The 25,110-nt window shown below is 57.7% G+C and carries 22 protein-coding genes; 8 read left to right on the forward strand and 14 right to left on the reverse strand.

Features of this window, described 5'->3' with window-relative positions:
* Positions 1-253: 253 nt before the first annotated feature.
* From mhpT to AB4O16_RS04095, 4 genes are all read left to right on the forward strand, one after another.
* Complete coding sequence (gene mhpT, locus AB4O16_RS04080; RefSeq protein ID WP_460157076.1) at positions 254-1,471, forward strand: 3-(3-hydroxy-phenyl)propionate transporter MhpT; 1,218 nt, start codon at positions 254-256, stop codon at positions 1,469-1,471.
* 654 nt (positions 1,472-2,125) lie between these two features.
* Positions 2,126-3,460, forward strand: coding sequence for an MFS transporter (locus AB4O16_RS04085; RefSeq protein ID WP_460157077.1), 1,335 nt, complete (start codon positions 2,126-2,128; stop codon positions 3,458-3,460).
* A gap of 141 nt (positions 3,461-3,601) precedes the next feature.
* On the forward strand, positions 3,602-4,792 hold the full coding sequence (locus AB4O16_RS04090; protein ID WP_460158033.1) for an OprD family porin: 1,191 nt from the start codon (positions 3,602-3,604) through the stop codon (positions 4,790-4,792).
* 84 nt (positions 4,793-4,876) lie between these two features.
* Complete coding sequence (locus tag AB4O16_RS04095; protein WP_460157078.1) at positions 4,877-5,590, forward strand: GntR family transcriptional regulator; 714 nt, start codon at positions 4,877-4,879, stop codon at positions 5,588-5,590.
* Between the two features lie 9 nt (positions 5,591-5,599).
* Here the strand turns inward: AB4O16_RS04095 and AB4O16_RS04100 are convergent, their stop codons facing one another.
* From AB4O16_RS04100 to AB4O16_RS04145, 10 genes are all read right to left on the reverse strand, one after another.
* Positions 5,600-6,550 carry a PDR/VanB family oxidoreductase gene (locus AB4O16_RS04100; RefSeq protein ID WP_460157079.1) on the reverse strand — a complete coding sequence of 317 codons (951 nt, stop codon included), beginning with the start codon at positions 6,548-6,550 and terminating at the stop codon, positions 5,600-5,602.
* 73 nt (positions 6,551-6,623) lie between these two features.
* The gene (locus AB4O16_RS04105) at positions 6,624-7,682 is read right to left on the reverse strand and encodes a Rieske 2Fe-2S domain-containing protein (protein ID WP_460157080.1); all 1,059 of its coding nucleotides are present in this window, start codon (positions 7,680-7,682) and stop codon (positions 6,624-6,626) included.
* A 362-nt stretch (positions 7,683-8,044) separates the two neighbouring features.
* Positions 8,045-8,872 carry a nitrilase-related carbon-nitrogen hydrolase gene (locus tag AB4O16_RS04110; protein WP_460157081.1) on the reverse strand — a complete coding sequence of 276 codons (828 nt, stop codon included), beginning with the start codon at positions 8,870-8,872 and terminating at the stop codon, positions 8,045-8,047.
* A 77-nt stretch (positions 8,873-8,949) separates the two neighbouring features.
* Complete coding sequence (locus AB4O16_RS04115; protein WP_460157082.1) at positions 8,950-10,167, reverse strand: M24 family metallopeptidase; 1,218 nt, start codon at positions 10,165-10,167, stop codon at positions 8,950-8,952.
* A 165-nt stretch (positions 10,168-10,332) separates the two neighbouring features.
* Positions 10,333-11,217, reverse strand: coding sequence for a polyprenyl synthetase family protein (locus AB4O16_RS04120; protein WP_460157083.1), 885 nt, complete (start codon positions 11,215-11,217; stop codon positions 10,333-10,335).
* A 34-nt stretch (positions 11,218-11,251) separates the two neighbouring features.
* A complete protein-coding gene (locus AB4O16_RS04125; protein ID WP_460157084.1) occupies positions 11,252-12,712 on the reverse strand; it encodes an APC family permease in 1,461 nt (486 codons plus the stop codon).
* A 169-nt stretch (positions 12,713-12,881) separates the two neighbouring features.
* Positions 12,882-13,910 carry a helix-turn-helix transcriptional regulator gene (locus AB4O16_RS04130; RefSeq protein ID WP_160388062.1) on the reverse strand — a complete coding sequence of 343 codons (1,029 nt, stop codon included), beginning with the start codon at positions 13,908-13,910 and terminating at the stop codon, positions 12,882-12,884.
* Positions 13,911-14,176: 266 nt separating this feature from the next.
* Complete coding sequence (locus AB4O16_RS04135; protein ID WP_460157085.1) at positions 14,177-15,127, reverse strand: LysR family transcriptional regulator; 951 nt, start codon at positions 15,125-15,127, stop codon at positions 14,177-14,179.
* Positions 15,128-15,305: 178 nt separating this feature from the next.
* Positions 15,306-16,436 carry an alkene reductase gene (locus AB4O16_RS04140; RefSeq protein ID WP_460157086.1) on the reverse strand — a complete coding sequence of 377 codons (1,131 nt, stop codon included), beginning with the start codon at positions 16,434-16,436 and terminating at the stop codon, positions 15,306-15,308.
* A 203-nt stretch (positions 16,437-16,639) separates the two neighbouring features.
* Entirely contained in the window at positions 16,640-17,806 is a 1,167-nt protein-coding gene (locus tag AB4O16_RS04145; RefSeq protein ID WP_460157087.1) for an MFS transporter, read from the reverse strand.
* A 312-nt stretch (positions 17,807-18,118) separates the two neighbouring features.
* Between AB4O16_RS04145 and AB4O16_RS04150 the strand changes: the two genes are divergently transcribed.
* Entirely contained in the window at positions 18,119-19,012 is an 894-nt protein-coding gene (locus AB4O16_RS04150) for a LysR family transcriptional regulator (RefSeq protein WP_460157088.1), read from the forward strand.
* 91 nt (positions 19,013-19,103) lie between these two features.
* On the opposite strand, the gene AB4O16_RS04155 is transcribed toward AB4O16_RS04150, so the two are convergent.
* Together AB4O16_RS04155 and AB4O16_RS04160 are read right to left on the reverse strand one after the other, a co-directional pair.
* A complete protein-coding gene (locus AB4O16_RS04155) occupies positions 19,104-19,688 on the reverse strand; it encodes a hypothetical protein (RefSeq protein WP_160388057.1) in 585 nt (194 codons plus the stop codon).
* A 399-nt stretch (positions 19,689-20,087) separates the two neighbouring features.
* Positions 20,088-20,387 carry a hypothetical protein gene (locus tag AB4O16_RS04160; protein WP_160388056.1) on the reverse strand — a complete coding sequence of 100 codons (300 nt, stop codon included), beginning with the start codon at positions 20,385-20,387 and terminating at the stop codon, positions 20,088-20,090.
* 188 nt (positions 20,388-20,575) lie between these two features.
* Between AB4O16_RS04160 and argP the strand changes: the two genes are divergently transcribed.
* Together argP and AB4O16_RS04170 are read left to right on the forward strand one after the other, a co-directional pair.
* A complete protein-coding gene (gene argP, locus AB4O16_RS04165; protein WP_460157089.1) occupies positions 20,576-21,580 on the forward strand; it encodes an HTH-type transcriptional regulator ArgP in 1,005 nt (334 codons plus the stop codon).
* Between the two features lie 188 nt (positions 21,581-21,768).
* Complete coding sequence (locus tag AB4O16_RS04170; RefSeq protein ID WP_160388054.1) at positions 21,769-22,383, forward strand: LysE family translocator; 615 nt, start codon at positions 21,769-21,771, stop codon at positions 22,381-22,383.
* Between the two features lie 64 nt (positions 22,384-22,447).
* On the opposite strand, the gene AB4O16_RS04175 is transcribed toward AB4O16_RS04170, so the two are convergent.
* Both AB4O16_RS04175 and AB4O16_RS04180 read right to left on the reverse strand, forming a co-directional pair.
* Positions 22,448-23,119, reverse strand: coding sequence for a tetratricopeptide repeat protein (locus AB4O16_RS04175; protein WP_160388053.1), 672 nt, complete (start codon positions 23,117-23,119; stop codon positions 22,448-22,450).
* A 228-nt stretch (positions 23,120-23,347) separates the two neighbouring features.
* Positions 23,348-23,785, reverse strand: coding sequence for an NUDIX hydrolase (locus AB4O16_RS04180; RefSeq protein ID WP_160388052.1), 438 nt, complete (start codon positions 23,783-23,785; stop codon positions 23,348-23,350).
* A 343-nt stretch (positions 23,786-24,128) separates the two neighbouring features.
* On the opposite strand from AB4O16_RS04180, the gene AB4O16_RS04185 reads away from it, so the two are divergent.
* Entirely contained in the window at positions 24,129-25,082 is a 954-nt protein-coding gene (locus AB4O16_RS04185; RefSeq protein WP_160388051.1) for an EamA family transporter, read from the forward strand.
* Positions 25,083-25,110 lie beyond the last annotated feature (28 nt).

Consider the following 25,110-nt stretch of genomic DNA (forward strand, 5'->3'; position numbering starts at 1 on the left):
AACAGCGACGGGCCGCCGTCAATCGCAGATGACCGATAATCGAACATTAATATCATTATCTTTTTTCACGACGCCTTTTCGATGCGCTTACAACAACCTGTTTTTAAACACTTTATTTGTGTTTTTTTACAATTTTCGGGACAGCATTCTTTTTTTAGTTATCTTTGTTATCTTAATCGTCAGCGGTCACTGACGGCGCACCCAACGCACGGAGGGCTCGACTGCATAACAAAAACAACAATGAGGTTCACCCATGGACAGTCCATCGCGTCGCTCGACGCTGACAATCGCTTTGTGCTTTATCGTTGCGCTGATCGAAGGGTTCGATCTGCAGGCCGCCGGCACCGCTGCCGCGGGATTGCGCCAGAGCTTTACCCTGGACCCGAAGATGATGGGATGGGTGTTCAGCGCCGGGATCATCGGCCTGCTGCCCGGCGCGTTTTTTGGCGGCTGGGTGGCCGATCGTATCGGCCGCAAGAAAATCCTCGTCGGCGCCGTGTTGCTGTTCGGTGTCTTCTCGCTCTGCACCGCTTATGTCGAGAGCTATTCCAGCCTGCTGCTGGTGCGCTTCATGACCGGCCTGGGCCTGGGTGCCGCCCTGCCCAACCTGATTGCCCTGTGTGCCGAGGCCGTGAGCGAGCGCCATCGCGGCACCGCCATCAGCGTCATGTACTGCGGCGTCCCCCTGGGCGGCGCGCTGGCGGCAGTGGTGGCGATGTTTTCCAGTGAACACTGGCAAACCACCTTCATCATCGGCGGTCTGACACCGCTACTGGTGGTGCCGCTGATGGCCCTGCTGCTGCCCGAATCCACTGCGTTCCGCCAGCAACACGTCAGCACCGCCAGCCCACGGTCATCTACCGCCCAGGCGCTGTTCGGCGAAGGACGCGCCCGCTGCACGCTGGCCTTGTGGTTGAGCTACTTCTTCACCCTGACCGTGATGTACATGCTGCTCAACTGGCTGCCCTCGCTGTTGCTGGAACAGGGTTTCACCAAGCCCCAGGCAGGCATGGTGCAAATGCTGTTCAACATCGGTGGCGCCATTGGCTCGCTGCTCGGCGGGGTGATGCTCGACCGCTGCAACGGCCTGAAAGTGGTCCTGTTCGTGTACGCCGGGGTGTTGGCGGCGCTGGCCGGGGTCGGCCTGTCAGTGGGTATCATGCCGATGGCAATCGCCGGGTTTGCCGTCGGGTTGTTCGTCATGGCCGCACAGCTTGTGCTGTATGCACTGGCGCCCCCTTCCTACCCGACTTCGGTGCGCGCCACCGGTGTCGGCGCTGCCGTGGCCATCGGCCGGCTCGGTTCGGTGGCGGGTCCCCTGGCCGCCGGCCAGATCCTCGCCGCCGGTGCCGGCACCACCGGCGTCCTGCTGGCCACTTCTCCGGGGCTGGTCATCGCCGCGCTGTCGATCCTCACCGTGATCACCCGCAACGGAGCGACCACCGAGTCTCAACCGCAAGCGGCAAATTGAGCCCCGCTACCAAGGTTTCAAAAATGAAAATGCCCGGCAATTTGCCGGGCATTTTTTATCGTCACCAAACCAACTGCCCGGTTAACGCAAGCTCGTGCCGTACTGGAGGCGAGAAGCAGAAACCGGCCAGAGGCAGTCACTCGCAGTCCCTTTGGGGTAATGTGCCGAATTGCCCCCTTCAAACTTCGCCCCCCCCTTCACTTGTGGATCTCTAATGACAACCCAACCCGCTATTGTCGAGGTGGTTCAAGAAACCGATCCCGTACTTCTCAGATCTTTGGGCGAAGCGTCACCACCGGCTACCGGTGCAACATCCCGAACCATAGATGCCACACATTGGATCCTTTACTACGAAAAACACATGCCGTCCGATAATCGAACGATTTATTAACATAGATAACTATTTGTTTTTAAACGATTTACTATAGAAAATAGAAAACTCAACGATAAATAATCCATCAATCTACTTTTCAATGGATCCATAAATTGATTGACTGGCACTGCACGGTGTCAGGTACAACGCCTGCCCGCTCATAAAAATAACAAGGGTGTCGGGATGAATGAGTTCTCAATCGGGATCGAGCTTCGGCTTGCACCCAGCTTCGTATGCCTTCCTCGCTTTGCCGTTATGCAGCCTCTTCTCGAGGGGCAGCCATGAGTGTCGATCTGAAGAGCGTGGTAGATGAACGTGCCATGGCGCGCTTCCAATGGCTGGCCGTGGGCATCTGTATTGTCCTGAACATGATCGATGGCTTCGACGTGCTGGTGATGGCCTTCACGGCGTCCTCGGTGTCTGCCGAATGGGGCTTGAATGGCGCGCAGATCGGATTGCTGTTGAGTGCCGGATTGTTCGGCATGGCGGCAGGCTCGCTGTTCATTGCGCCGTGGGCGGATCGTTATGGACGTCGGCCATTGATCCTGTTTTGCCTGCTGCTTTCGGGCATCGGCATGCTGTTGTCGGCCCTGAGCCAGACGCCGCTCCAACTGGCGCTGCTGCGTGGCTTTACCGGCCTGGGTATCGGCGGAATCCTGGCCAGCAGCAACGTGATTGCCAGCGAATATGCCAACAAGCGCTGGCGCGGGCTGGCGGTGAGCCTGCAGTCCACCGGTTATGCCTTGGGCGCGACCCTGGGCGGGCTATTGTCGGTGTGGCTGCTGACGCACTTTGGCTGGCGTTCAGTGTTCATCTTCGGCGGCGTCGCGACCCTGGCGGTGATTCCCCTGGTGTTGCTGTACCTGCCTGAATCGCTGGACTTCCTGATCGCCCGTCGCCCCGCAAATGCCTTGACACGCATCAATCGCCTGGCCGCCCGCCTCGGCCAGCCGGCACTGCGTGAACTGCCCGTCGCCACATCAGTGCCGACGTCAGGCCGTGGCCGCCTGGCACAGTTGCTCTCGCCGGATTCACGGCGCACCACCCTGCTGATCTGGCTGCTGTTTTTCCTGGTGATGTTCGGCTTCTACTTCGTGATGAGCTGGACGCCGAAGCTGCTGGTCTCGGCTGGGCTATCGGCACAGCAAGGCATCAGCGGCGGCGTGCTGCTGAGCGTAGGCGGCATCTTCGGCGCCGCACTGATTGGCGGCCTGGCCTCGCGCTGGCGGCTGACCCGGGTGCTGTCGCTGTTCATGCTCATTACCGCGGGCTTGCTGGTGCTGTTCGTCGGCTCCGCTTCATCAGTATCCATGGCACTCGGCCTGGGTCTGCTGATCGGCCTGTTCGCCAACGGTTGCGTGGCCGGCCTGTACGCGCTGTCGCCGATCGTCTACGACGCCTCAGTGCGTACCACGGGGGTCGGTTGGGGGATCGGTATCGGGCGCATCGGCGCGATCCTGTCGCCCACCGTTGCCGGTCTATTGCTCGACAGCGGTTGGCAGCCACTGCACCTGTATGGGGTGTTTGCCGTGGTCTTCGTGATTGCCGCCGCCGTGTTGCTGCAACTGCGGCCCAAGGCCCAAACACAACCAGGTGCCGAGCCTGTCCAGGCCTGAGCCATGCAGATGTGAGCCGCGCAAAACAGTAGCGATGCCCCGCCCTCGCTACTGACAACATCCTCCAGGAAAACAACAATAATGACCTACTTTCCTCTCCCTCCCCGGGCCCTGCTCGGCGGTGCAATAGCGTTTGCCCTGATGCCTTCGGCGTACGCTGAAAGCAACGGTTTTTTCGAAGATTCCAAGACCAGCCTGACCCTGCGCAACTACTATTTCAATCGTGACTTCAACGATCCCGGCGCCAGCAAGAGCAAGATAGAAGAATGGGCTCAGGGCGCGATTCTCAAGTTCAGCTCCGGTTACACCCCGGGCGTTGTCGGCTTTGGCCTTGACGGTATCGCGATGCTGGGCGTCAAGCTCGACAGCGCCCCGCAGCGCAGCGGTTCGGAGCTGCTGCCGGTGCACGACGACGGTCGCTCCGCCGACGACTACGGACGCGCGGGGCTGGCGGCAAAAATGCGTATTTCCGACACCGAGCTGATGCTCGGCGAGCTCATGCCGGATATTCCTCTGCTGCGCTACGACGACGGACGCCTGCTGCCGCAGACCTTCCAGGGCGCCATGCTGGTGTCCCGGGAGCTTCCCGGCCTGAGCCTGCAGGGCGGTCAATACACCTCGGTGAGCCTGCGCAATTCCTCGGACATGCAAGACCTCTCGGCCTGGGCTGCGCCCACTGTCATGTCGGACGGTTTCAACTATGCGGGTGCCGAATACCGCTTCAACGATCAGCAGACCCTGATCGGCGCCTGGCACTCGCAGCTCGAAGACATCTATCAGCAAAACTATCTGAACCTGCTACACAAACAGAAGCTCGGTGACTGGACCCTCGGCGCGAACCTGGGTTATTTCATCGACAAGGATGACGGCAGCGCCCTGATCGGCCATGTGCAAAGCCATACCGCCTACGGACTGTTCTCTGCCAACCTGGGTGGCCATACCCTGTACCTGGGGCTGCAAAAGGTCAGCGGCGATACCGGCTGGATGTCGGTGTATGGCAGCAGCGGGCGGACCCTGGGCAACGACATGTTCAACGGTAACTTCAGTAACGCCGACGAGCGCTCCTGGCAGGCGCGCTATGACTACAACTTCGTCGCCGTCGGCATTCCCGGCCTGCTGCTGATGACCCGCTATGGTCACGGCGACAACGCCACCACCAAGGCAGGCAGCAATGGCAAGGAATGGGAACGTGACACCGAAGTCAGCTACACCCTGCAAAGCGGCCCACTGAAAAACCTCAGTGTACGGGTCAACAACGCCACCAACCGGCGCAGTTTCAACAGCGACTTCGATCAGACCCGCGTCATCGTCAGCTACCCCCTCTCCCTCTGATCCTCCCGCCAGGGGCGCTCGTCGCCCCTGTATCTCTGCCCTCCTTGCGTTACTATGGCGAACCAACTTCTGGAAGTCGCCTGCATGAGCAAACCGGGTCAAATGGTGCTGGTCGCACTGCGCAAAATGATTGCCTCGGGCGAACTGGCGGCCGGCGAACGACTGATGGAGATTCCGACGGCGGAACGCTTCGGTGTTTCGCGCATGCCCGTGCGCATGGCCTTCCTGACCCTGGAGCAGGAAGGTTTGCTGGTGCGCCATGGTGGCCGGGGCTATCAGGTGCGCTCAGTGAGTGCCGACGATATCGCTGGCGCCGTGGAGGTGCGCGGAGTGCTGGAGGGTTTGGCTGCGCGGCAGAGCGCCGAACGCGGCTTGAGTGAGCAAGCACAGGCGGCGCTGCGCGAATGCCTGGTGCAAGGCGATGCACTGTTCGACAAGGGTTACGTGACGGAAGAAGACCTCGAGGCGTTCCATGACCTCAACATGCGCTTTCACCAGGTGATCGTCGACAGCAGCGCCAACCCGGCGATTGCCGAAGCCCTGGCGCGCAACGACCATCGCCCCTTCGCTTCAGTCTCGGCGCTGGCGATCGATCGTCAGGACATGGCCCGCGAATACCGGCGCTTCAACTTCGCACACATGCAACACCACTCGGTTTTCGACGCGCTGGTCAGCCGCCAGGGCGCTCGCGCTGAAGCCATCATGCGTGAACACGCCAATGCGACACTGCGCTACGCCGAGGTATTCGGTGCGATCAGCAACGGCGACCGGATGAAAGTGATCGCGCGCGGCGAGTGATCGGCCGGTTCAGAGGTCCAGCACCAACAGCTTGGACTTGGCCCTCGAGCAGCAGGGCGTGAACTGATCATTGGCCGCTTGCTCTTCTTCGGTGAGGAACAGGTCACGGTGCTCCGGCACCCCTTCCAGCACCCGGGTCAGGCAGGTGCCGCAGATGCCCTGTTCGCAGGAAAGCGCAATCTCGACGCCGTGGCTTTCCAGCACCTGGACCACCGTCTTGTCGGCCGGAATATCGAACACCTGCCCGCTGCTGCCCAGCTTGACCTGGAACGAACCGTCGGCACTGGTATCCACCGGCGCCGCGGCGAAGTATTCACGGTGCAAGTGCTCATCGCTCCAGCCCTGGGCCTTGGCGCTGTCGAGCACATGCTGCATGAAACCTGAAGGACCGCAGACGTATAGGTGCACGTCAGGTTGCGGATTGGCCAGGACCCTGGCGGCATCCAGGCGCGAATCGGCTTCTTCGTCGAAATGCAGGTGCACGCGATCGGCAAAGGATGCCCCTTTGAGTCGCTCGACAAACGCTGCGCGCTCACTGGAACGCGCACAGTAGTGCAGCTCGAAATCGGCGCCGCTGTGGGCCAGGTGCTCGGCCATGCACAGGATCGGGGTGATGCCGATGCCACCGGCGAACAACAGGCTGCGCCGCCCCTCGGCCACCAGCGGGAACAGGTTGCGCGGCTCACTGATGAACAGCCGATCGCCGCTGTTGATCTGCTCATGAAGACTCTGGGAACCACCGCGCGAGGCGACATCCTTGAGTACGCCGATCAGGTAGCGATGGCGTTCTTGCGGGTGATTGCACAGCGAGTACTGGCGGATCAGCCCGCCGGGCAGGTGCACGTCAATATGGGCACCGGCGCTGAAGCCGGGCAATTCCCCTCCTTGTGCACAGGCCAACTCATAGCTGCAAATATCCAACGCTTCGTTGTTGCGGGATGTCACGACGACTTCAATCATGGCGCACCTTCAAGACCGGCCACCGCAGTAGCCGGGAACAGTATCAATGGGAGTGGATGGCGTAGCGCTCGAACTAGGTTGCCGTAGCGATCAGCTCGACAACCGGCGCACGTTCACGGGCGATGATTCGCTCCAGCACGCGCCTGGACTGCACACCACCTGCATCGATATTGAGCTTGAGCAGGTTGCGCTCGGGATTGGCCAGCAGGTTCTTCTGCTGCTGTTCGAGCATGTCGAGGTCTTCGCTGAAGATCTTGCCCTGGCCCTCACGGATGGTGGCCGTCAGGTCTTCGTCATGAGGATTGAAATTGCGTGCCATGCCCCAGAAGTACCAGATCGACGTCTCGGTTTCCGGAGTGATGAAGTCAACCACGATGCTCGCGGCCTTGTGTTGCGGCTCGGCGTCGTAACCGCCCTTGCCGGCGTGGGCCACGCCCACCTCGATCAACACGTGGCTGGGTGGGCTGAAGCGGCAGATCTGCCAACGGTCTACCGGCACGTCGTCAGCCAGGTTGTTGCCGCGCAGGGCCATGCGCCAGAACGGCGGCGCCATGATGTTTTCCATGTGCCGCGCGGTAACCACCTCGTCACCTTCGACAGTGGTAATCGGTGCCGCTTCATCGATCTCTTTCTGGCCGATGCTCGAGGCGTGCACGTAGGTTTCGTGGGTGAGGTCCATCAGGTTATCGATCATCAATCGATAATCGCAATTGATGTGGAACAGCCCCCCGCCATACGCCCACTCATCGCTGACAGCCCACTCCAGATGATGGATCAGTGCAGGGTCAGCCTTGTCCTGCTCCCCGGGCCAGACCCAGATGAAACCGTAGCGCTCTTCAACGGCGTAAGTCTTGTTGCACGGAAAGCCCCGTACGCGCTGACCGGGCATTTCGACGGTCTTGCCGTCACAACCCATGACCAGGCCGTGGTAGCCGCAGACCAGGTTGCCGTTTTCAACATAACCCAATGAAAGGGGGGCGCCGCGGTGTGGGCAAAAATCTTCGACGGCGGCAACGCGCCCTTCTTGTCCACGATAGAAAACGATTTTCTCACCGCATATCTGCCGCCCCAGTGGCCTGGAAGCAATCTCGTCAGGGGTGCAGGCGACATACCAGGTGTTTTTCGGATACATAGGATTCTCCGGACAGGCTTGTTTTTATGGATCCAGTAAATCGGATTATTCCCATACACGTCAAGCTTTTCGCCGGAATATAAATACTAATGGATCCATTAAATCCTAAACCGATACCTTCACCGTTCGGATCGTGGCTCTGTTCTCAAGCCGGTGTGTGGTATTCCTGTCTTCGGGCCAACCTATTCACGGCCCACATGCCGTGGCGAATCCATTTGGATGGTCGGTGATCGCGCCTCGCAGTCTGTAGACACTGCCTGTTCGGTCTTCACGGTTGTGAATCGGCCAGATTCGTCCCGTTTTCTGCCCCTCGTGAAAGGCAAGAATCCACAGCCAAAAGCGGTCACTCACAAGTGTCCGTTTCACCCGGGAATGACGCTGACTGTGTTGACGACGCCGTCTTCGCTAGTGGCCCGTTCGATGCCCAGTGGAGTGGCACGTCGGTCTCGCAAATAGCGATAATTCTTTCGGCTCTCTTCAATCAGCCCGCGCTCCAGCGTGGCACGGACAGGATGTCCATCGATGGATTCGACCAACACATTTCCGAACGGATCGACGGCGACACTCTCGCCAGGAAACGACAGGCCCTTGCCTTCACCAATGCGGTTCACCAAAACGGCAAAGCATTGGTTTTCCATGGCGCGGCTGATCACGGCGCGTCGGTGTACGGGGCCGTAGGGGTTCATGTTGCCATCCAGCACGAGAATGAGGTCGGCGTCCAACAGGGCCAACGAGCGAGCGGTCTCCGGAAACTCGATGTCATAGCAGATGAGCACTCCTACGCGTAACGAGCCAATTTCACAGATCGAATACTGCGAGCCGGCATCGAAAACGCCCCAGTCCGTATCGGGCCAGAGATGAGTCTTGCGGTATTTGAGGGCAATGCGCCCCGATCCATCGACCAGCAACGCGGTGTTATACGCCCGCCCGTCAGCCACCTCGCAAAAACCGAAAGCGATGGCAGTATTGCTATTGCGTGCCGCCTCCTGAATGAGTCGGATGGGCTTGCCACGGGTCGTCAGCCCAACGGTGGCAATCTCATCCTTGGTGGGAAAACCTGAGAGCGTCGTCTCCGGAAACACGATTAAATCCGTATCGATCGGAGCATTGCGGATCATTGACAGCATGTTGCTCAGGTTGATGTCGACCTGTGCGTCCGCGATGGGCAGTTGTGCCAGCAAAATGTTCATGGAAACCTCCAAAAAAAGGGCATCGCACCTGGGTCGATGGAGCGGTGCCCTGAAACGTCAAACAATGCGACTGTCGATCAGAACCAGAAAACGGGGGTCGTCGTCAGCAACTCGATTCCAGTCCGGGTTACGATGAAGTTCTGCTCCCACCCAACGCTGCCGACACCTTTTCGTGTCATGAAGGACTCTCCGGAGGCGACCATCCCTTCTTCGAAAATATCGTCCGCCGTGACCGAGTCCCGGTTGATGATCGGGTGTTCCCACATGGAGCCGTTGCCGTGGCCAAAGTACGGCCATTGCTTGGCGGCCAGATCCTCTTCTTCGGCCACGCGTGCCTGCACGCGCTCGGCCTCGCCCACCACGTCGAGCACCCGGGCGCCGTGTTTCACGGAGTTCATCACCGCCTCCGTGATGGCGTAAGAGTCGATCAGCAGCGAGCGCTGCTCCGGGGTCGGCTTGCCGCCGCAAACCAGCGAGCGTCCGGGGTCGAGCCAGTACCCCTGATGGGTCGGCCCATAGATCCAGGTCCGGACCATATCGCCCTTGCTCGGCGCGCCCATGGAATACCCGTACATGGGATCACGCTCGAAGAACTGACTGTCCTCGTCGTTGCCGAAATTCACTGGAATCCGCAGCCAGCCTCCCCCACGCCGGGTAAGTTCATAAGCGCCCTCTGCCGCCGCCTCGGCCGCAGTCTTGCCTGCGTAAAGGCTGTCGCACACGCGGTACAAGGCGCTGGAGACCATCTGTCCCGCCTCGCGAAACATGTCCAGTTCTCGCGGGCTCTTGATCCGGCGGCAACGGCGGATCAGGTTATCGTCATACTCGAAGTGGATACCGGGCGTCTGTTCCGCGAGCTGACTGGCGTACTTCATCGGCAGATTGTCGGACCCGACGAACACGACGCTGCGATGCGGCTTGCGCGCGTTCAGAGCCTTGGCGACGCTGCTGATCGGGTCGTCACTGAAGAAATAATCGCCGCAGCGCACCATACGACGACGCACTGTCGCCACGTCGGCATGCAGTTCAGGTTTCTTTCCAGGCTCCAATATCACACAGCAGAAACCTCGTGCGTTCCAGATTGGAGAATCCGGTTCCTGGCCAGAGTGTTCCGACCAGAAGTTGGTCAGCCAAAGTGTTTCCATGGCCCGCTCATAATGACCAGCTGTCTTGCCCCAGACAATGGCCAACTCATAACCCTGCCGGCGCATTTCATCTTCCACTTTTCTCCAGCGATCTTCATATTCATCCACTGGAAAATAACCGTCAGGGTAATTCATTCTTTCGATAGTCATCACGATTACCTCAATCTTTGTTTTTATACATAAGTGCGTCGAATACTGATCAGCGTTCGAGCGCCGTAGCCGTCATATTCAACCCATGACAGGAGAATTCAAATACTGCAAATCTGCACTATTGCTATCGTTGTTAAATCAACCATGGAACGAAATTTCGTATCGCTAGAGGTCGCGTTCCACGACAACATGTGCAAGTTGTCGAAGTGCATCGGCTTCTGGGCCAAATGCATCCAGTGCCGTTAATGCCTCCCGCAGAAGTTGCCAGGCATATTGCTGCGCCCCTTCCAATCCCAATGAAGAAACAGCGGTGGACTTGTCAGCGTGCTGGTCCGCGTGAACCGCTTTCCCCAGGGCAACCCGATCTCCGACGACATCCAGAATGTCGTCGCGCACTTGAAAGGCCCTGCCGATCTGTTCGGCGTATTTTCTCAAGGCCACGAAGCGATTGGTTTCCACGCTTGCTCCACTCGCCATTGCGCCCAGCACAACGCTGGCCTCGATCAATGCGCCGGTTTTCAAACGCTGCATTTCGGCGACTTGCTCCAGAGTCGGTCGGGCACCGGCCAGCGCCATGTCGAGAAACTGGCCGCCTGCAAGACCGGCGGGGCCAGCCGCCCTGGCCATGACCGCCACCATTTGCAGGCGAATCCCGGCACTCACCGCTGATGGCTGCGCCAGGGATTCGAACGCCAGTGCCTGCAAGGCATCGCCCGCGATCAAGGCCGTGCTTTCGCCGTAGGCCACATGCAACGCCGGCTTCCCTCTACGAACGAGAGCGTCGTCCAGTGCCGGAAGATCGTCGTGTATCAAGGAATAGGCGTGCATCAGCTCCACCGCGCAAGCGACACCGTCGGCTGCGTCAAACTGCCCTCCCATGGCTTCACACGCATTGTAAACAAGCATCGGACGCAAACATTTACCCGGTTCAAATACGCCGTAAGCCATAGCGTTATACAGTTTCTCCAGTGAGGAACTTGAGTGTGTCAGTCGTTTCCGTAATTCATTGTTCAGACGCGCGCGAAGTATCAGATATCTTTCGCTGTCCATGGTTTTGTGTGCTCGCATCACTGGCTCGCCAGATTTATTCGTTATCCGCGACGGCGGCGCGTAACGTTGATTGCGTATAAGAAGGGGAGGCCCATTTCGAATAAATAACCCAGCCCGCCAGCGCCAGGAAAACAATCATGATCGGCACCGCCCAATTTTCGTACCACGACAGTTCCGGATAACGAGGCCACGAAATATTGACCGTTTCAAATAGAGTCCAACCGGTGGCCGCGAAGATGGTGGGAATACTCAAGATACCCAGAGAGAACGGCCCCTCTCGCCAGTCACCTTTCAATACACTTACACACGCCCCCACCAGCGGGAATGCAAAGGCGAGATAGAATCCGGCAATACTGAACGCCAATAACAGCGGATAAATATTGGTAAAAGACAACATGAACAATAATGCCGACAACCCGCCCGTTAACAGAAAAGCGCGCGTTGGCAATTTGTCGTCCCCACTCAACTGTCGCAGGAAATCCGAGCAGGGAATGGTTCTGTCCCGAGCGAACGCCCAAATGACCCGCGATACCGAAGCCTGAATGCCCAGCATGCACGCTAGAAACCCGATAATGAACAGCACCAGCATGCCCTTGTAGGCGATCTGACCTAAATGAGTGATCAGCGTCACCGTGACAGGGTCGCTTCCCGCAGGGAACTCCAGGGTGGGCAAGGCCAAAATCAGTGAAAACGCCGAGAATGCCACCACCGCGCCAACCGACAGCAGGCAAAACAGCATCGCCTTGGGTACCGCTCGTTCAGGATCCTTGACTTCCTCGGCAACGGCACCGGCGCTTTCAAAACCCACGAATGCCCAACCGCAGTAGGCAATGGCGAGCGCTACTTTTGAAGAGAAAAAGCCGGAGATACCCGGTTCCGGCCAGGCAAACACCTGAGCGTCGGGCATCAGGATGGACAGCGCGTTGACTTTGAACTCCATCAGCAACAACACGCCGATGCCGACCGAACCGATCACTTCGGCACCAATGCATAGCCAGACGATGGTCGAGAAAATCTTTCGGCCTTGGGTATTACCCCACGTGGCGAATGCGATGAGAAACAGGGCAATCGGCACACTGATCATCTTGTCGGTCGCATCGATGCCAAACAGTTGCGCCACGAATCCCGCGCCGCCAAGGGCTACCGTTGCAATGGTGATCGGCAGCGTGCAGATGTAAGTCCAGCCTGCAAACCAGCCAAAGCGACTGCCGAGCAGGTACTTGGACCACTGATAAATACTGCCCTCATACGGAAATCTCGATACCAGCATGGCGAAGACCAACGCCACCAGCAGTTGCCCTGCCATGGCCACCACCAACCCCCACCAGAAGGCAGGACCGACCGTTAAAATGCCGATTCCGAAGATGGAGTAAAGCGCCACAATGGGCGATATGAAGGCAAAAGCCAGGGAGAATGTGGAGGAAAAGTTCAGTTCACGCTGGAGGTGATGACCCTTTTCCTGACAATTGTCCTTGCCAACCGTTGTGCTGTTCATGAGCATACTCCCGCCGCTCGCGTAATACGCGAGTCTTCAAGTTCATATTGTTATCGTTGTAGGCCGGCCGCTGAATGACCGTTGTTGCGGGGATGCGTGCCGAGCCTTGAAGGCGATGTTAGCGCTCGTCACCGACTGTACCAATAGTGCTAATCTGCACTAGCTACCGTTATGGCTGCCCGAACATATGCATCATGAACAAAGAAAATATTTCCCGTTCACTGGTGATATCGAGTTTGGCGTACAACCGCTGTTTATAATTTCTGACCGTTCCCAGACTAAGATCCAGTTTTTCTGCGATCACGGGCATCGAATACCCGCGCAAGGTTTTTTCGACCAGTTGTCGCTCGCGCGGGCTGAGGTGATAAGTATCATAGAATTGTTCGAAGAACTCTTTTACATCCGTTTGTATATACCCTTCGCTTTTCTGTTCGAGAAATACTGCTCTGACGCTCGCAGTAGAAGCGGATACATTCCTGGAATATTCCCAGTGGGCAATCAAGCCTTCAACATGAACCGCTATCAGTTCAGGCTGACTCAATATTAATTCCAATTTTTCTTTTCCGAAGGTATGACCGGTCAAGGCGTGCCATGCGGGGTTTTGGTAGATGACCCTGTTATCACTTCCTAATGTGAGTACGCCGACCTTTCCATTCCCGAACAGGGCACCAAGCCCCTCCATGAACTCCGTTCGCATGTGCGCGGCATGCGCAGCGACGATGATCGGGTACAGGGCGGTGAAAAAGGCGATTTCATCCTCATTGAAGAGGGTGTACTCGCGATCAAAACAGAAACCCAGATACCCCCCACCGATGACAGGCAGCATCAGCGTCAATTCGTCCAGAATCTGCCCCGACTTGAATATTTCATCGTAATAAACATTGGACTCATCCTCGCTTTGCATGAGTGAAAACGTGACCACTGAGGGCACACGATCTTCAGTCACTAGCCGAAGCAGAGGGTCGATCCTATAAAGGTGATTCATGTATTGCGCAACCGCCTCGTGGCTCAAAGACGTATTGACGATGAATTCGGGGGCAGAAAATCTGCTGTACTTGATAGCCAGCCAACGCTCACAATCAATATATTGTCCTAGCGTCTCCAGCACGATGGCATAAAAGCCCTGTTGCCCTACAGCATCAACAACGGTCGCTATTGCTGCCGCCACACGCTTATGATCACGGAAGACTTCATTCATGGGATCTCCGATTCTGCAAATGCCTTATCACTTCAAGCATAGTCCCTTCACAGTGCAGCATGCCCACCAAACCAGTATCCACCGGTGGTGATGAAGTAACGCGTCAGCTACCGACAATCGACCACGCACACATCGGCAATTACCAAGCCACGTTAATTGACACAACGAAACCTGCAATAGTGCAACATGACACCATTGACTTTTTATCAAGAGGCAATACAACGCAGCGATTGAAAAGTTAAGCTCTTAAGCCAACCTCTGCATTTTCAAGTATCACCGTCAGTACCAGAACCACTGAGATCATCCCAATAGGGAGGAACGCCAATCGCGCTGATGAAGTAGTCCCACACCACGCGGACTTTCTGAGAGCGGAGTCGATTCTCGGGGGAAATCAAATGGATCTGGCTTGGCGTCTGCTCAACCGCCCCCTCCCAATCGGGTAAAAGCTGAATGAGCTGTCTGTTCATGAAACTCTCTCTACTGAAGAGCCAGGAAGGAAAAAACACAATCCCCCGCCCCGCGAGCGCCGCCTCTACCAGGACCTGGCCATTGTTGCTTCTGAGCGGCCCATGCACTTCGATGATTTTCACCTTGTCGCTGGCCGGCTTTCTGAAGTACCAGCGCTGCGCCCCACCGGTTCCCTTGTAGACCAGGCACGCGTGGTTCTGCAGATCCTCTGGCGAAGCGGGTTTGCCGTGCTTCGCCAGGTACTCTGCGCTAGCGCACAGCACGTATTGTTGGTCGCAGATTTTCCGGCCAATCAATCCGGAGTCCTCCAGGTGCCCCACCCGGAATATGATGTCTGCGCCCTCCTGAACCGGGTCGATAAAGGCATCGGTGACCGTCAGTTCAACGGTCAATTGCGGATACTTGTCATGCAGGCCATTCAACAGTTTCACGATATGCAGACTGCCGAACGCAACTGGCGCGTTGATCCGCACCAGGCCACGAATCTCGCCGCCCTTGCCGGTGACTTCCTCATCGGCGGCATCCAGCAACTCCAATACTTCGCGGATCTGCACGTAATAACGCTCACCCGCTTCCGTCAGCTTGACGGCGCGAGTATTGCGATACAGCAGCTGCTGGCCCACCTCCCGTTCCAGCGCCGCGATGAAGCGTGAAACGGAGGACGCAGGGACGCGAAAATGTCGCGCCGTCGCCGAGAAACTGCCGGTCACCGCAACCATGGCAAAGTATCGGTGCGCTTTGAGGTGCATAGGGGAAATCTCCAACAGAAGGCGCCGTGGAGCTGTACTAAAACAGAACGGCTGCTGATTGTCCTCTCGGACCCGCCTCCCGGACCTGTTTGCATCAGCCATGAAAAAGCAGCCGCACCGAATACCGGTGACGGCTGCCAAAATTTCAGGAAGTGGAACCTTGCCGGTTCGCGACTGCTTACCCTCGATGAGGCGCGTAATCGACATAACCTTCGGCCCCGCCGCCGTAGAAGGTTTCGCGCTTGGCGTCTGTCAAAGGCCAGTTGTTCTGCAGGCGCGCCACCAGATCGGGGTTGCTGATGTAAGCGGTACCAAACGCAGCGAGGTCGATGATGCCGTCGTTGATCAGGTCTTGCGCACGTTGGCGCGACATACCGCCAGCCAGAATGAGCGCCGTGTCAGGCAATCTTGATTTCATGGTCGACAGCAAATTGATAAAAGTCGCTTTCGGTCCGCCACCGCTACCCACAGTACCCGGGGCAGGAAATCCGGACTGATCCATGACATGAACATAGGCCAGCTGCCGAGCGCCAATCTCTGTGGCAAGCGCGGTGTAGGTTTCATCGATTTGCTCATACAACGGCATATCGAACAGTTGACCATAGGGCGAAATGCGGATGCCCACTCGGTCGGCGCCAATCCGCGCAACCACGGCGTCGATGACTTGCAGGGTGAAGCGCAGGCGATTTTCCAACTGATCGGCGGAGTATTGATCGGTTCGATCATTGACCAGCGGATTCATGAACTGCTCGAACAGATAGCCATTGGCACCATGAATTTCGACGCCATCAAAACCTGCCTCGATCGCATTTTCGGCCGCCTGCGCGAACTCACCGACGATCCGCGAAACCTCGGCCGTTGTCAGCTGGCGTGGCGCCGGTGGCGCTACCAACGCCGGTTTGCCGTCAGCGTCGTAGCCGAAAGCCGTCGCGCCAACCGCTTGCTTCGACGTGGCACTCACCGGCAGTTTCCCGCCCTCCTGGATCGACGGATGCGAAACACGACCCACGTGCCAGATTTGCGCAAACATCTTGCCACCCACGGCATGCACCGAGTGGGTGGTGAGGCGCCATCCAGCGATTTGCTCGGTGGTGAAGATCCCCGGATTGAAGAGGTAGCCCTGACCTTCACGGGATATCGGCGTGCCCTCGCTGACAATCAAGCCTGCGGTGGCGCGTTGCGCGTAGTACAACGCCACTCGCTCATCGGCGACATCATCGGGTGCGCGAGAGCGGGTCAAAGGCGCCATGACGATACGATTTTTGAGCGTGGTGTCGCCCATGCTGAATTCTTCGAAGAGTTTCGACATTGGAGTTTCCATATTTGATCGAGGGAGGGACGATCAGCTGAGCGACAGGTAAAAAGCTGTCTTTGACTCACGCCAAAAGTCTGATGAGTTGCAGCGATGGATCGATGCTAACTTCGGACTCCTGGCGCAACAATCCTCCCGAATCGCAAATGACTTTTGCTTTTTTAGCAACGCATGGAGGGTTGGGTCAAACCTGTCTTCCATCAAACCTGGTTTCGCGATGTGAAAAAAGCCAGCACTGCGGCGAGTACCAGCAAGACTGCGCTTGAGAGAAAGGTCATGCGATAGCCGCTCCCGTCGAACAGCAGCCCGCCGAGGGTCGAACCCAGCGCAATGGATAGCTGAATGACTGCCACCATCAGGCCGCCACCGGCCTCGGCATCCTTGGGCAACGCCTTGGCCAGCCACGACCACCACCCCACTGGCGCTGCCGTCGCGATCAGGCCCCACAGCCCCAGCAATACAAAAGCTGCCACGACTCCTGTGCCAAGGACTATCAAGGAAAGTGCAATGGCGGCCATCAAGAGTGGAATGCAGACCAGGACGCGATACATGCCGGTTTTCAGGAAAGTGCCGATCAGGATGGTCCCGAAAAAACCCGCCACGCCGATGACCAGCAGGATCATTGACAACATGGAAACCTCTACACCCGTGACGGTCTCCAGGAACGGGCGCAGATAGGTGAACAATACAAACTGCCCCATGAAGAAAATGCCCACACTCAACATGCCGAAACTGACCAATGGGCTCCTGAACAATCGAAAGACATTGCCATCCCCCGCTTTGCGCGGCGCCGCCTTCATGCCTGGCAGGCTGATCCACTGCCAGATCAACGCGATGATCGCTACCGGAATCAGGCAGAAGAAAGCACCCCGCCAGCCGATGACACTCCCCAGGTAGCTTCCCAGTGGTGCGGCCACGACGGTTGCCAAGGCATTGCCGCCGTTGAAGATTGCCAGAGCCTTGGGCACGCTATGGGCCGGTACCAGGCGCATGGCCATGGCCGCCGACATCGACCAGAACCCGCCGATCACCACGCCGATCAGCGCACGACCAATCATGTACACCTTATAGTTCGGCGCCAGACCGACCACCAACCCCGACACGCACATGATCGCGGTCAGTAGCAGCAACAGCGTCTTGCGGTCCATCGAGCCCGCAAGCCTGGAAATCGAAAGGCTTGTCAGCACCGCGAACGCGCCGGAGATGGCGATCCCATACCCGGCCAGTCCTTCACTGATTTGCAGATCCGATGCGATCGGCGTGAGCAAACTGACGGGCATGAACTCCGAAGCGATCAGCGCGAATACGCACAGCGTCATCGCAAAAATGCCACTCCAGTGAGCCGGCAGTTCCGCAGTGCCCGGCATGCCGAGGGCATCACCTACCGGAGTGTCGAATACTTGAGCCGTCATTTAAAAACCTCTCTTCCAATCGTTGTTGGCTGAAGCACTGGCGTTTCAGCCAACCACCGTCAGGTCGTACATGCCGACGTCGGTGGCCTTTACGAAGTCGCGCCGAACAAGCCCTGGAGGGGTCAAGGCTTCTACAGTCCCAAGGAGGGTTACAGCTGTCTCGCTCATCATCAGTACTCCGTTCCAGATAGGTGACAGAGCTTGACGGATTCGAGATACCCTGATTAGTAGGCATAATCTTCATGTAGTTTTGAGAAAAACTCAGCAATGGCCAATACCAAAGTCAACGACCTCCAGGCTTTTCTGGCAGTGGCGCGCGATCAAAGCTTTACCAAAGCCGCCGCCAAACTGGGCATTACGCCTTCTGCGCTGAGTCATACGATCCGGGCACTTGAACAAAGACTGGGGATACGTCTGCTGGCCCGCACGACACGCAATGTGTCGCCGACAGAAGCGGGAGAACGGTTGATGCGCTCGATCGCCCCGCTTTTTGACCAGATCGCTGTTGAGCTTGAAGCCTTGAGCGAATTACGGGACAAGCCCAGTGGCACGATTCGTATTTCCTGCACTGACGATCAGATAGAGTTGTGCATTCGGCCGATGCTTGCCGGCTTCCTGAAGAATTACCCGGATATCACACTGGAGTTCTACGTCGACTATGGATTCACCAACGTGGTCGAGGAACGCTTCGATGCCGGCATTCGCATGGGCGAATCGATCAGCAAGGACATGATTGCGGTTCGCATAGGACCGGATTGGCGGTTGGCGGTGGTGGGATCTGCGGCGTATTTCGAACATCACCCGGTACCCGCCACACCTCATGAGTTGACTGCCCATGACTGCGTCAACATCCGTCACCGGCCATCAGGGGCGATTTACGCCTGGGAGTTTGAACGAGATGGCCAGGCGTTTACGGTCAAGGCAGACGGGCAACTCGTTTTCAACAGCATCATGCATGTTCTCAATGCCGCCCTGGATGGCGTTGGTCTGGCCTACGTACCAGAGCAATTGGTCGCACCGTACCTGGCCGACGGCCGACTCAAGGAAGTCCTGGCCGACTGGTGTCCCGAGTTTCAGGGCTACCATTTGTACTACCCCAACAGACGCCAGGCATCTGCAGCCTTTTCTGCGTTTGTGGAGGCGCTGCGATATAGACGCTGAGCCTTGTGTACCGGCGCGCGGGGCCAGAAGCGGTCACTCCAACCGACCCGGTCAGGAAAAACCATTGCACAACGGCGGCTTTCCTTCTGAGTCAGTCCGCTATAAGGGTGAAGTACTCGACCGCAAAATAGCCGAGCTGATAGATCAGGCTAAACAGTGCAAGTGCCAGTTGTACTCGACGCCGCTTCTGTGTGATGCCAATCAACACGATGCCCAGCATGATGACGGTATGGGCGGTATACGCCGCTCCCAACGTCTGCCAGCGGGCGTTACCCTTGAGGGAGGTATCGACAAGGTCCATGGCCGTAAGAAGAGCGATGAGCCCGAAGAACCAGGCACGTCGTTCCAGCAGGTAGTTTTCATAGCTGCCGAACTCTCTCACGTCGGACGGAAACAGCATCGTCGATACCATGAAGTAGAGGGCGCAAAAGCAAACAATGAAAAAGTAAGACTCGAACGTCCATACCGGTACCTGCGTAAGACGAAACTCCCACCACCAGAATGTCATGATTGAAATGAGCGCCCACACCACCCAGCTCATGTGTATCCAGGACCATCCGAAACGGCGCGGGTGTTCGATGATCGATGCGATCCCCTTGAGCAACGTCGTTATGCCCAGCCCCAGAATGATGCTGAGGACGATGCGGATATGCGAATAGATTTGGTCTGGGGTCATCTCACTGCGCCGAATTTCTGAAGCGTTGCTACGACACTTGGGCGTCGAGTCCTGGGCTTTCAGGAAAAGAACCGACGCAGGTAAGTGCCCGCGTGCACCTATGGGTTGCAACCGCACTGCGATCCATACTGCACAACGACCGCTTTGCCCTTTGGGTCTTAGCGTAGATGGGCATCGATGACGTTATACGGCTTTTTTTCGCAGACGATTCCGTCACCCATCGATTCGGCCCCTTGACAAATCCACAGTAACCCAAGTCCATCCAGAGGGTGAAAAGATGCGCAATGCGTTGGCATTGTTCACGATAGCAACCACCGCCCTCACGGTCAGTGGTGCGGCGCTTGCCGATCCCCCAGGGCAATGCCTTCAGCGATAAATGAGTCACACCCCCAGGCTCGGCTACCCCACCTTGTGACTCGCAACCGGCTTGCAACGGAATGTCACGAAGGCAACGCCATTAACCGGAAACGACCAGCGCGATTGAATATCCAGAACGCTGATGTCGCTGCCGAGCGAGGTGCACTTGGCGTTCGCCGCCTCAAGCGCAAGGCGGCGGGCTCCGGTTTGTGCGCCGCGTGCCAGCGAAGCGTTCGCCGAGGTCTGATACAACTGGTTATCGAGCTTCAACGCTGGTGTTTGCCAAGCACAACCGGACAGCACTGCAAACGCCGCGATAGCAGCAACAATTTTGAGTGTCATGAGTTTCTCCTGAACTTGATGAGTGAGCGCGAAATCAGTCGCCTGCGCCGACTGGTTCGTGAAACGGCGACTCTGGTGATCAGAGGAGCGATGTCGCCGTGAAGCCATCATCGGCGTTAGCGGTTTCCTGGTTAAGAATAATGAAGTAACTTTCAGCATTGCTTAGCAAAACTTAATGAGGCCGCGCGGTGAAACTCGATGCCAAGCAGTTGCAAGCGTTCCTGGCAGTCGTCGACGACGGCAGTTTTGAGAAGGCCGCAAAGAGGCTCGCGATAACGCCCTCGGCTATTTCCCAGCGAATACACGCGTTGGAGGCCTACCTGGGCAGCCCGCTCGTGGTCCGAGGTCGACCCTGCGAGCCGACCCAGAGGGGACGGAGGCTGTTGCTTTATCTTCGACGCGCAACCGTGCTCGAGGAGGAATTGCTCAACGAGCTCTCGGGCGATCAAGACGAGCACCTACGGGTTGTCATCGCAGCCAACGGCGATACCCTCGCGACCTGGTTTTTCCCCGCTCTAGCGGCCATTTTTGTCAGCGAACGCATACTGCTCGACCTGGTCGTCGATGATCAGGACCATACGTACACGCTGCTCGAAAGTGGTCAGGTCATCGCTTGCATCAGCTCACGTGCGGAACCCATGCGTGGCTGTCTCGCCCTCCATCTGGGTTCTGTTCGCTATCGCCTCGTAGCGTCGCCCGATTTCCAGGCGCGGTGGTTTCCCAACGGACTCACTCGGGAGGCGGCGCGCAAGGCCCCCGTGTTTGCTTATTCACGCAAGGACACACTGCAGGATCAGTTCATGCAATCACACTTCGGCCTGCGCGCAGATGCCTATCCTACGCATTACTTGTCACTGCCCGAGGCCCGACTTGAAGCGATTCGCCGCGGCCTGGGCTATGGCATGGTGCCGCAAATACAACTGCGTGATTGGCTAAAAAACCGAGAGCTTGTGGACGTCGCACCGGGGCACTTCACCGACGTGGCGTTGTATTGGCACTCGTGGGCCGTGCAATCCCCGCGTATGCAGGCCCTGTCCCAGCGCAGTGTGGAAACCGCACGGCGCAGACTACTTCTGGAGGGGGGCCCGCTGCCGGAGGCACTGTTCCAACCCCCACGTGACAGGCAGCAATCGGCCAATTGCGGACAGCACACATCCGCCCCTAACAGCGAAGCATTCCTCGCCAGGCCATAGCGATCCCCGACCATCTCATCGCCGGGCAGGGTTTACTTGGCATAAAAGGTCACTGTATCGGAGTTTATTGTGGAATCTGTGTCTGACTGTCGGCCCCTTCGCTCGCTAGCATGGATGCTCTCGCGGCGACAAACGTGATGAAATCTTCAACCAGACGCTGATACCGATTAGCGCTAAGAGGCATCGAAATGTTCGACAGTACTGCGGTGCTTACTGTTTTCTGGGTTTATCTGGCGGGCGTAGTGATTCCGGGGCCGAACTTCGTCGCCGTTGTTCACAAGGCAGTAGCCGCGACACGTGCCGAGGCGTTGGCCTTGGTCGCCGGTATAGTGACCGTGAACCTGCTCTGGTCTGGCTGTGCGATCACAGGCCTGGGCCTTGTGTTTGCAGCCTTCCCATGGGCAGTACTGGTTGTGAAGATAATGGGTGCGACGTACCTGATGTGGTTTGGCGTACGCCTGATCGTTAAAGCAGGCAAGCACCCCGCCTTACGGCCTTGTGAGGGCACGGCTGGCAGCGTCCGGAAATCTTTCTTTCAGGGTGTCGTCACCAACATCGGTAATCCTAAATCCATGGCCTTCTACGCCGCCGTCTTTTCAGCAGCAGCCCCCGCCCACCCCTCGGTCAGCACCTTCGTCTCAATGCTGGCGGTTGTGGTGGTCGTTTCGCTGACCTGGTATGGACTGGTTGCGGTGGCTTTGTCGCAACCAAGGATTTCCTCGGCGTATCAGAAGGCTCGGAAAGTGATTGATCGCCTGTGCGGTGGTCTGATTCTGGGCCTGGGAGTACGACAGCTGATCTAAGTATTGAATCGACCGCGAGAGGTGGGGAGACTCCGCTCTCGGCCAGCAGCGGACACTCAAATACTCAACCGTGCACCAGATAGGCCCCAGCGGGAACCCGATGGCGCAGCTTCTTGCATTTACCGGGTGCAGGCTGATGCCCTGGCGGACGATCAGGAAACCAGATTCGACATTTGCCCGGAGGCGGCATATGACCGCGAGGAATCCCAAGCTCGGCGTACGCATGCTCTGTCTCTGCGCCAGCGATGTTGTCTGCGCCGCGTTGCGCAACAATCGCCATTTCCGCTTCGCGGCGCCTTTGAGCCTCCTCTTCCAGCCCTTTCTGTACTGCGGCCAAGTCCTCTTTGGCATTGGGTGGGGTACCCGTAGATTGGGCCTGCTGCGCCGCCTGGATCAATTGAAAGTTTCGGTTGCGTAATTGGACGTTTCCACCAACTCGCATGTTCGAGCGCGCCGCTAAGGTTTCAGCCTGCTGGAACTGCCCCTGCTGAAGACGCAACACACCGAGGTAATGCAGCGTCGCGGGATTGTTCGGCTGGATATGCAGGGCACGCTCCAACGTTGCAGCGGCCTGGTCCAACTGACCATTTTCATACTGCCGCGAGGCTGTTTCGATCAGGGCGGTTGATGCACTGTTACTTTGAGCGGGCGCTCTTCGCTCGGCAGCGACAGAACAAAACGAGGCGATAGCGCAGAACACCACGATGAGTCTCGGTAGAACACTCTTGGTTTGCATGAGGGGGCGGACTCGACTGAACTCGGACGGCACTGCCGTAAACAGACCACACCGCTGTTCGGCAATTGCGATACAGGGCCGCTATTGACCCGGCCTACACCCTGAAGTTCCAGGTGCAACGGCCGTCGCGATGAGTACCGCTTTTTACCCTCTCCCATCTAAGTACGATGAGTTGCTGCAGTTCACACGGGGCAGCCATCGGCCAAAAACAGTCGTTCCGTATTTGAATCAAAGATGCTTGCCCATCAAGTGCCCACGCGTTTCCAGGACCTCGCACAAAAAGACCAGCGCCCGACGAAAAACCGGGTGGCAATCGTCATAAGGTAAATGGTCGAGCGAAGCCCAGAAAAACTCGAAGAGGTGACCATGGTCATCTAGCGTTTGATGTGACCATTGTTCAGGTAGTGGCCCACCCGCCTGGCACAGTTGAAACGACCAGATCTGGCCGAGATGACCGGATTCCCAACTTCCCAGGTCGTCTTCGATTGCGGCCGCGCTTATACCAGACTCTTCCGCCAGTTCACGCAGGGCTGCTCGGCCCGGTGTTTCTCCCTTTTCAATGGTTCCCTTCACCAGTTGCACTCCAGCCTGAGGATGACGGAACAAAAGGATCCTGGGGGGCTGCGCGGGACAGAGAACTACTGAACACGCCTTGTCAGGACGCATGGCGATTTCCTTATCGGTAATGAAGGCTCGCCATCATACGCTTTCAGCCATTGCGCAAATGGTGTGGACTGGATCCTGAATGGCGTTGTGAGCGGCTGAAATGAGTTGTTTTCTGCCCCCTGGTGACAGGCAAGAATCGGCCAGTAACAGCCGTCCAGCCCATCAAAAACACACGAATGACGCATGTACTGATTCACCATGGTGTGACCGTCAAAGGCTACAGGCCACCCAATCTCTCTTGCCCGACCTATCCGATTACGGTACAAATCGATCAAGTTGTACGACAACATAATAAAAACCCGACGCCATCCCCGAACTGGCCTGTCACCCTTCGAGATCCGCCATGCCTCGCCCTACGCAGTCCGTATCGCCGCCCTTCCCCCGCCATCTCGCCGTTATCATTCTTTTGTGCATGGGCTGTGCGTTCGCCGGTAACCATGTGGCGGCGCGGGTCGCGTTTGACGATGGCGCGGGTGTATTGCTGGCGATTTTGATGCGTTCTGGCGGGACCTTGCTGGTGCTCGCCATCCTGGTGCTGTGGCAAAGACAAAGTCTGCGTCTGCCGGCGGGTGCCTGGCGCTGGCAATTGCTGTTGGGCCTTCTGATTACCGCGCAGAGCCTGTGCCTGTACTCCGCCGTCGCACGGGTCCCGGTGGCGCTGGCGCTGCTGGTGGCCAACGTGTTTCCCATCCTGCTGGCGTTGCTCACCTGGGCGCTGGGTGGCCCGAGACCCACTGCGCGCACCGCTATGTTGATGGGTTTGATTCTGGTGGGGCTGGTATTTGTGCTGGACGTCCCCGGGCGTCTTTCGACCGCGGCCAACGTCGGCCCGCAATGGCTGCTGGGCGTCGGGCTCGCGTTCTGCGCCGCCAGCGTGTTCGCCTGCGCGCTGTGGATTACCGACCACAAGTTGCCTCAGGTACGTGGTTCGGTGCGCAGTCTGTTGACCATTTTTATCGTCTTCAGCAGCGTCAATCTGGCAGGACTGGCTGACGCCCTGCCAGGCGGACTGAACCTGCCCGCGACCTCGACCGGATGGCTGGCCCTCGCCACATTGGTGGTGTTGTACGGCACCGGTTTTATCGTGCTGTTCATTTCAGTGCCTCGGCTGGACATGCCACGCAATGCGCCGGTGATGAACATCGAGCCATTGGCGACGTTGCTGATGGGCTGGATTGTGCTGGATCAAATGCTCAGTGCGGGGCAGATTCTGGGCGGGACAATTGTGGTCACCGGCATCGTTTTGCTGACCTATCGCAAATCAGCTATCAAGGCTGACGCCAAAGCTGTGGTGTGAGAATGCCTAAGGCCGCTGGTTACAAGCG

The organism is Pseudomonas sp. S2_H10 (assembly GCF_054668285.1).

Coding starts and splice junctions, on each gene's coding strand:
- mhpT (WP_460157076.1), top strand. CDS start 254: ATGGACAGTCCATCGCGTCGCTCGACGCTGACAATCGCTTTGTGCTTT.
- AB4O16_RS04085 (WP_460157077.1), top strand. CDS start 2,126: ATGAGTGTCGATCTGAAGAGCGTGGTAGATGAACGTGCCATGGCGCGC.
- AB4O16_RS04090 (WP_460158033.1), top strand. CDS start 3,602: ATGCCTTCGGCGTACGCTGAAAGCAACGGTTTTTTCGAAGATTCCAAG.
- AB4O16_RS04095 (WP_460157078.1), top strand. CDS start 4,877: ATGAGCAAACCGGGTCAAATGGTGCTGGTCGCACTGCGCAAAATGATT.
- AB4O16_RS04100 (WP_460157079.1), bottom strand. CDS start 6,550: ATGATTGAAGTCGTCGTGACATCCCGCAACAACGAAGCGTTGGATATT.
- AB4O16_RS04105 (WP_460157080.1), bottom strand. CDS start 7,682: ATGTATCCGAAAAACACCTGGTATGTCGCCTGCACCCCTGACGAGATT.
- AB4O16_RS04110 (WP_460157081.1), bottom strand. CDS start 8,872: ATGAACATTTTGCTGGCACAACTGCCCATCGCGGACGCACAGGTCGAC.
- AB4O16_RS04115 (WP_460157082.1), bottom strand. CDS start 10,167: ATGACTATCGAAAGAATGAATTACCCTGACGGTTATTTTCCAGTGGAT.
- AB4O16_RS04120 (WP_460157083.1), bottom strand. CDS start 11,217: ATGGACAGCGAAAGATATCTGATACTTCGCGCGCGTCTGAACAATGAA.
- AB4O16_RS04125 (WP_460157084.1), bottom strand. CDS start 12,712: ATGAACAGCACAACGGTTGGCAAGGACAATTGTCAGGAAAAGGGTCAT.
- AB4O16_RS04130 (WP_160388062.1), bottom strand. CDS start 13,910: ATGAATGAAGTCTTCCGTGATCATAAGCGTGTGGCGGCAGCAATAGCG.
- AB4O16_RS04135 (WP_460157085.1), bottom strand. CDS start 15,127: ATGCACCTCAAAGCGCACCGATACTTTGCCATGGTTGCGGTGACCGGC.
- AB4O16_RS04140 (WP_460157086.1), bottom strand. CDS start 16,436: ATGTCGAAACTCTTCGAAGAATTCAGCATGGGCGACACCACGCTCAAA.
- AB4O16_RS04145 (WP_460157087.1), bottom strand. CDS start 17,806: ATGCCGGGCACTGCGGAACTGCCGGCTCACTGGAGTGGCATTTTTGCG.
- AB4O16_RS04150 (WP_460157088.1), top strand. CDS start 18,119: ATGGCCAATACCAAAGTCAACGACCTCCAGGCTTTTCTGGCAGTGGCG.
- AB4O16_RS04155 (WP_160388057.1), bottom strand. CDS start 19,688: ATGACCCCAGACCAAATCTATTCGCATATCCGCATCGTCCTCAGCATC.
- AB4O16_RS04160 (WP_160388056.1), bottom strand. CDS start 20,387: ATGACACTCAAAATTGTTGCTGCTATCGCGGCGTTTGCAGTGCTGTCC.
- AB4O16_RS04170 (WP_160388054.1), top strand. CDS start 21,769: ATGTTCGACAGTACTGCGGTGCTTACTGTTTTCTGGGTTTATCTGGCG.
- AB4O16_RS04175 (WP_160388053.1), bottom strand. CDS start 23,119: ATGCAAACCAAGAGTGTTCTACCGAGACTCATCGTGGTGTTCTGCGCT.
- AB4O16_RS04180 (WP_160388052.1), bottom strand. CDS start 23,785: ATGCGTCCTGACAAGGCGTGTTCAGTAGTTCTCTGTCCCGCGCAGCCC.
- AB4O16_RS04185 (WP_160388051.1), top strand. CDS start 24,129: ATGCCTCGCCCTACGCAGTCCGTATCGCCGCCCTTCCCCCGCCATCTC.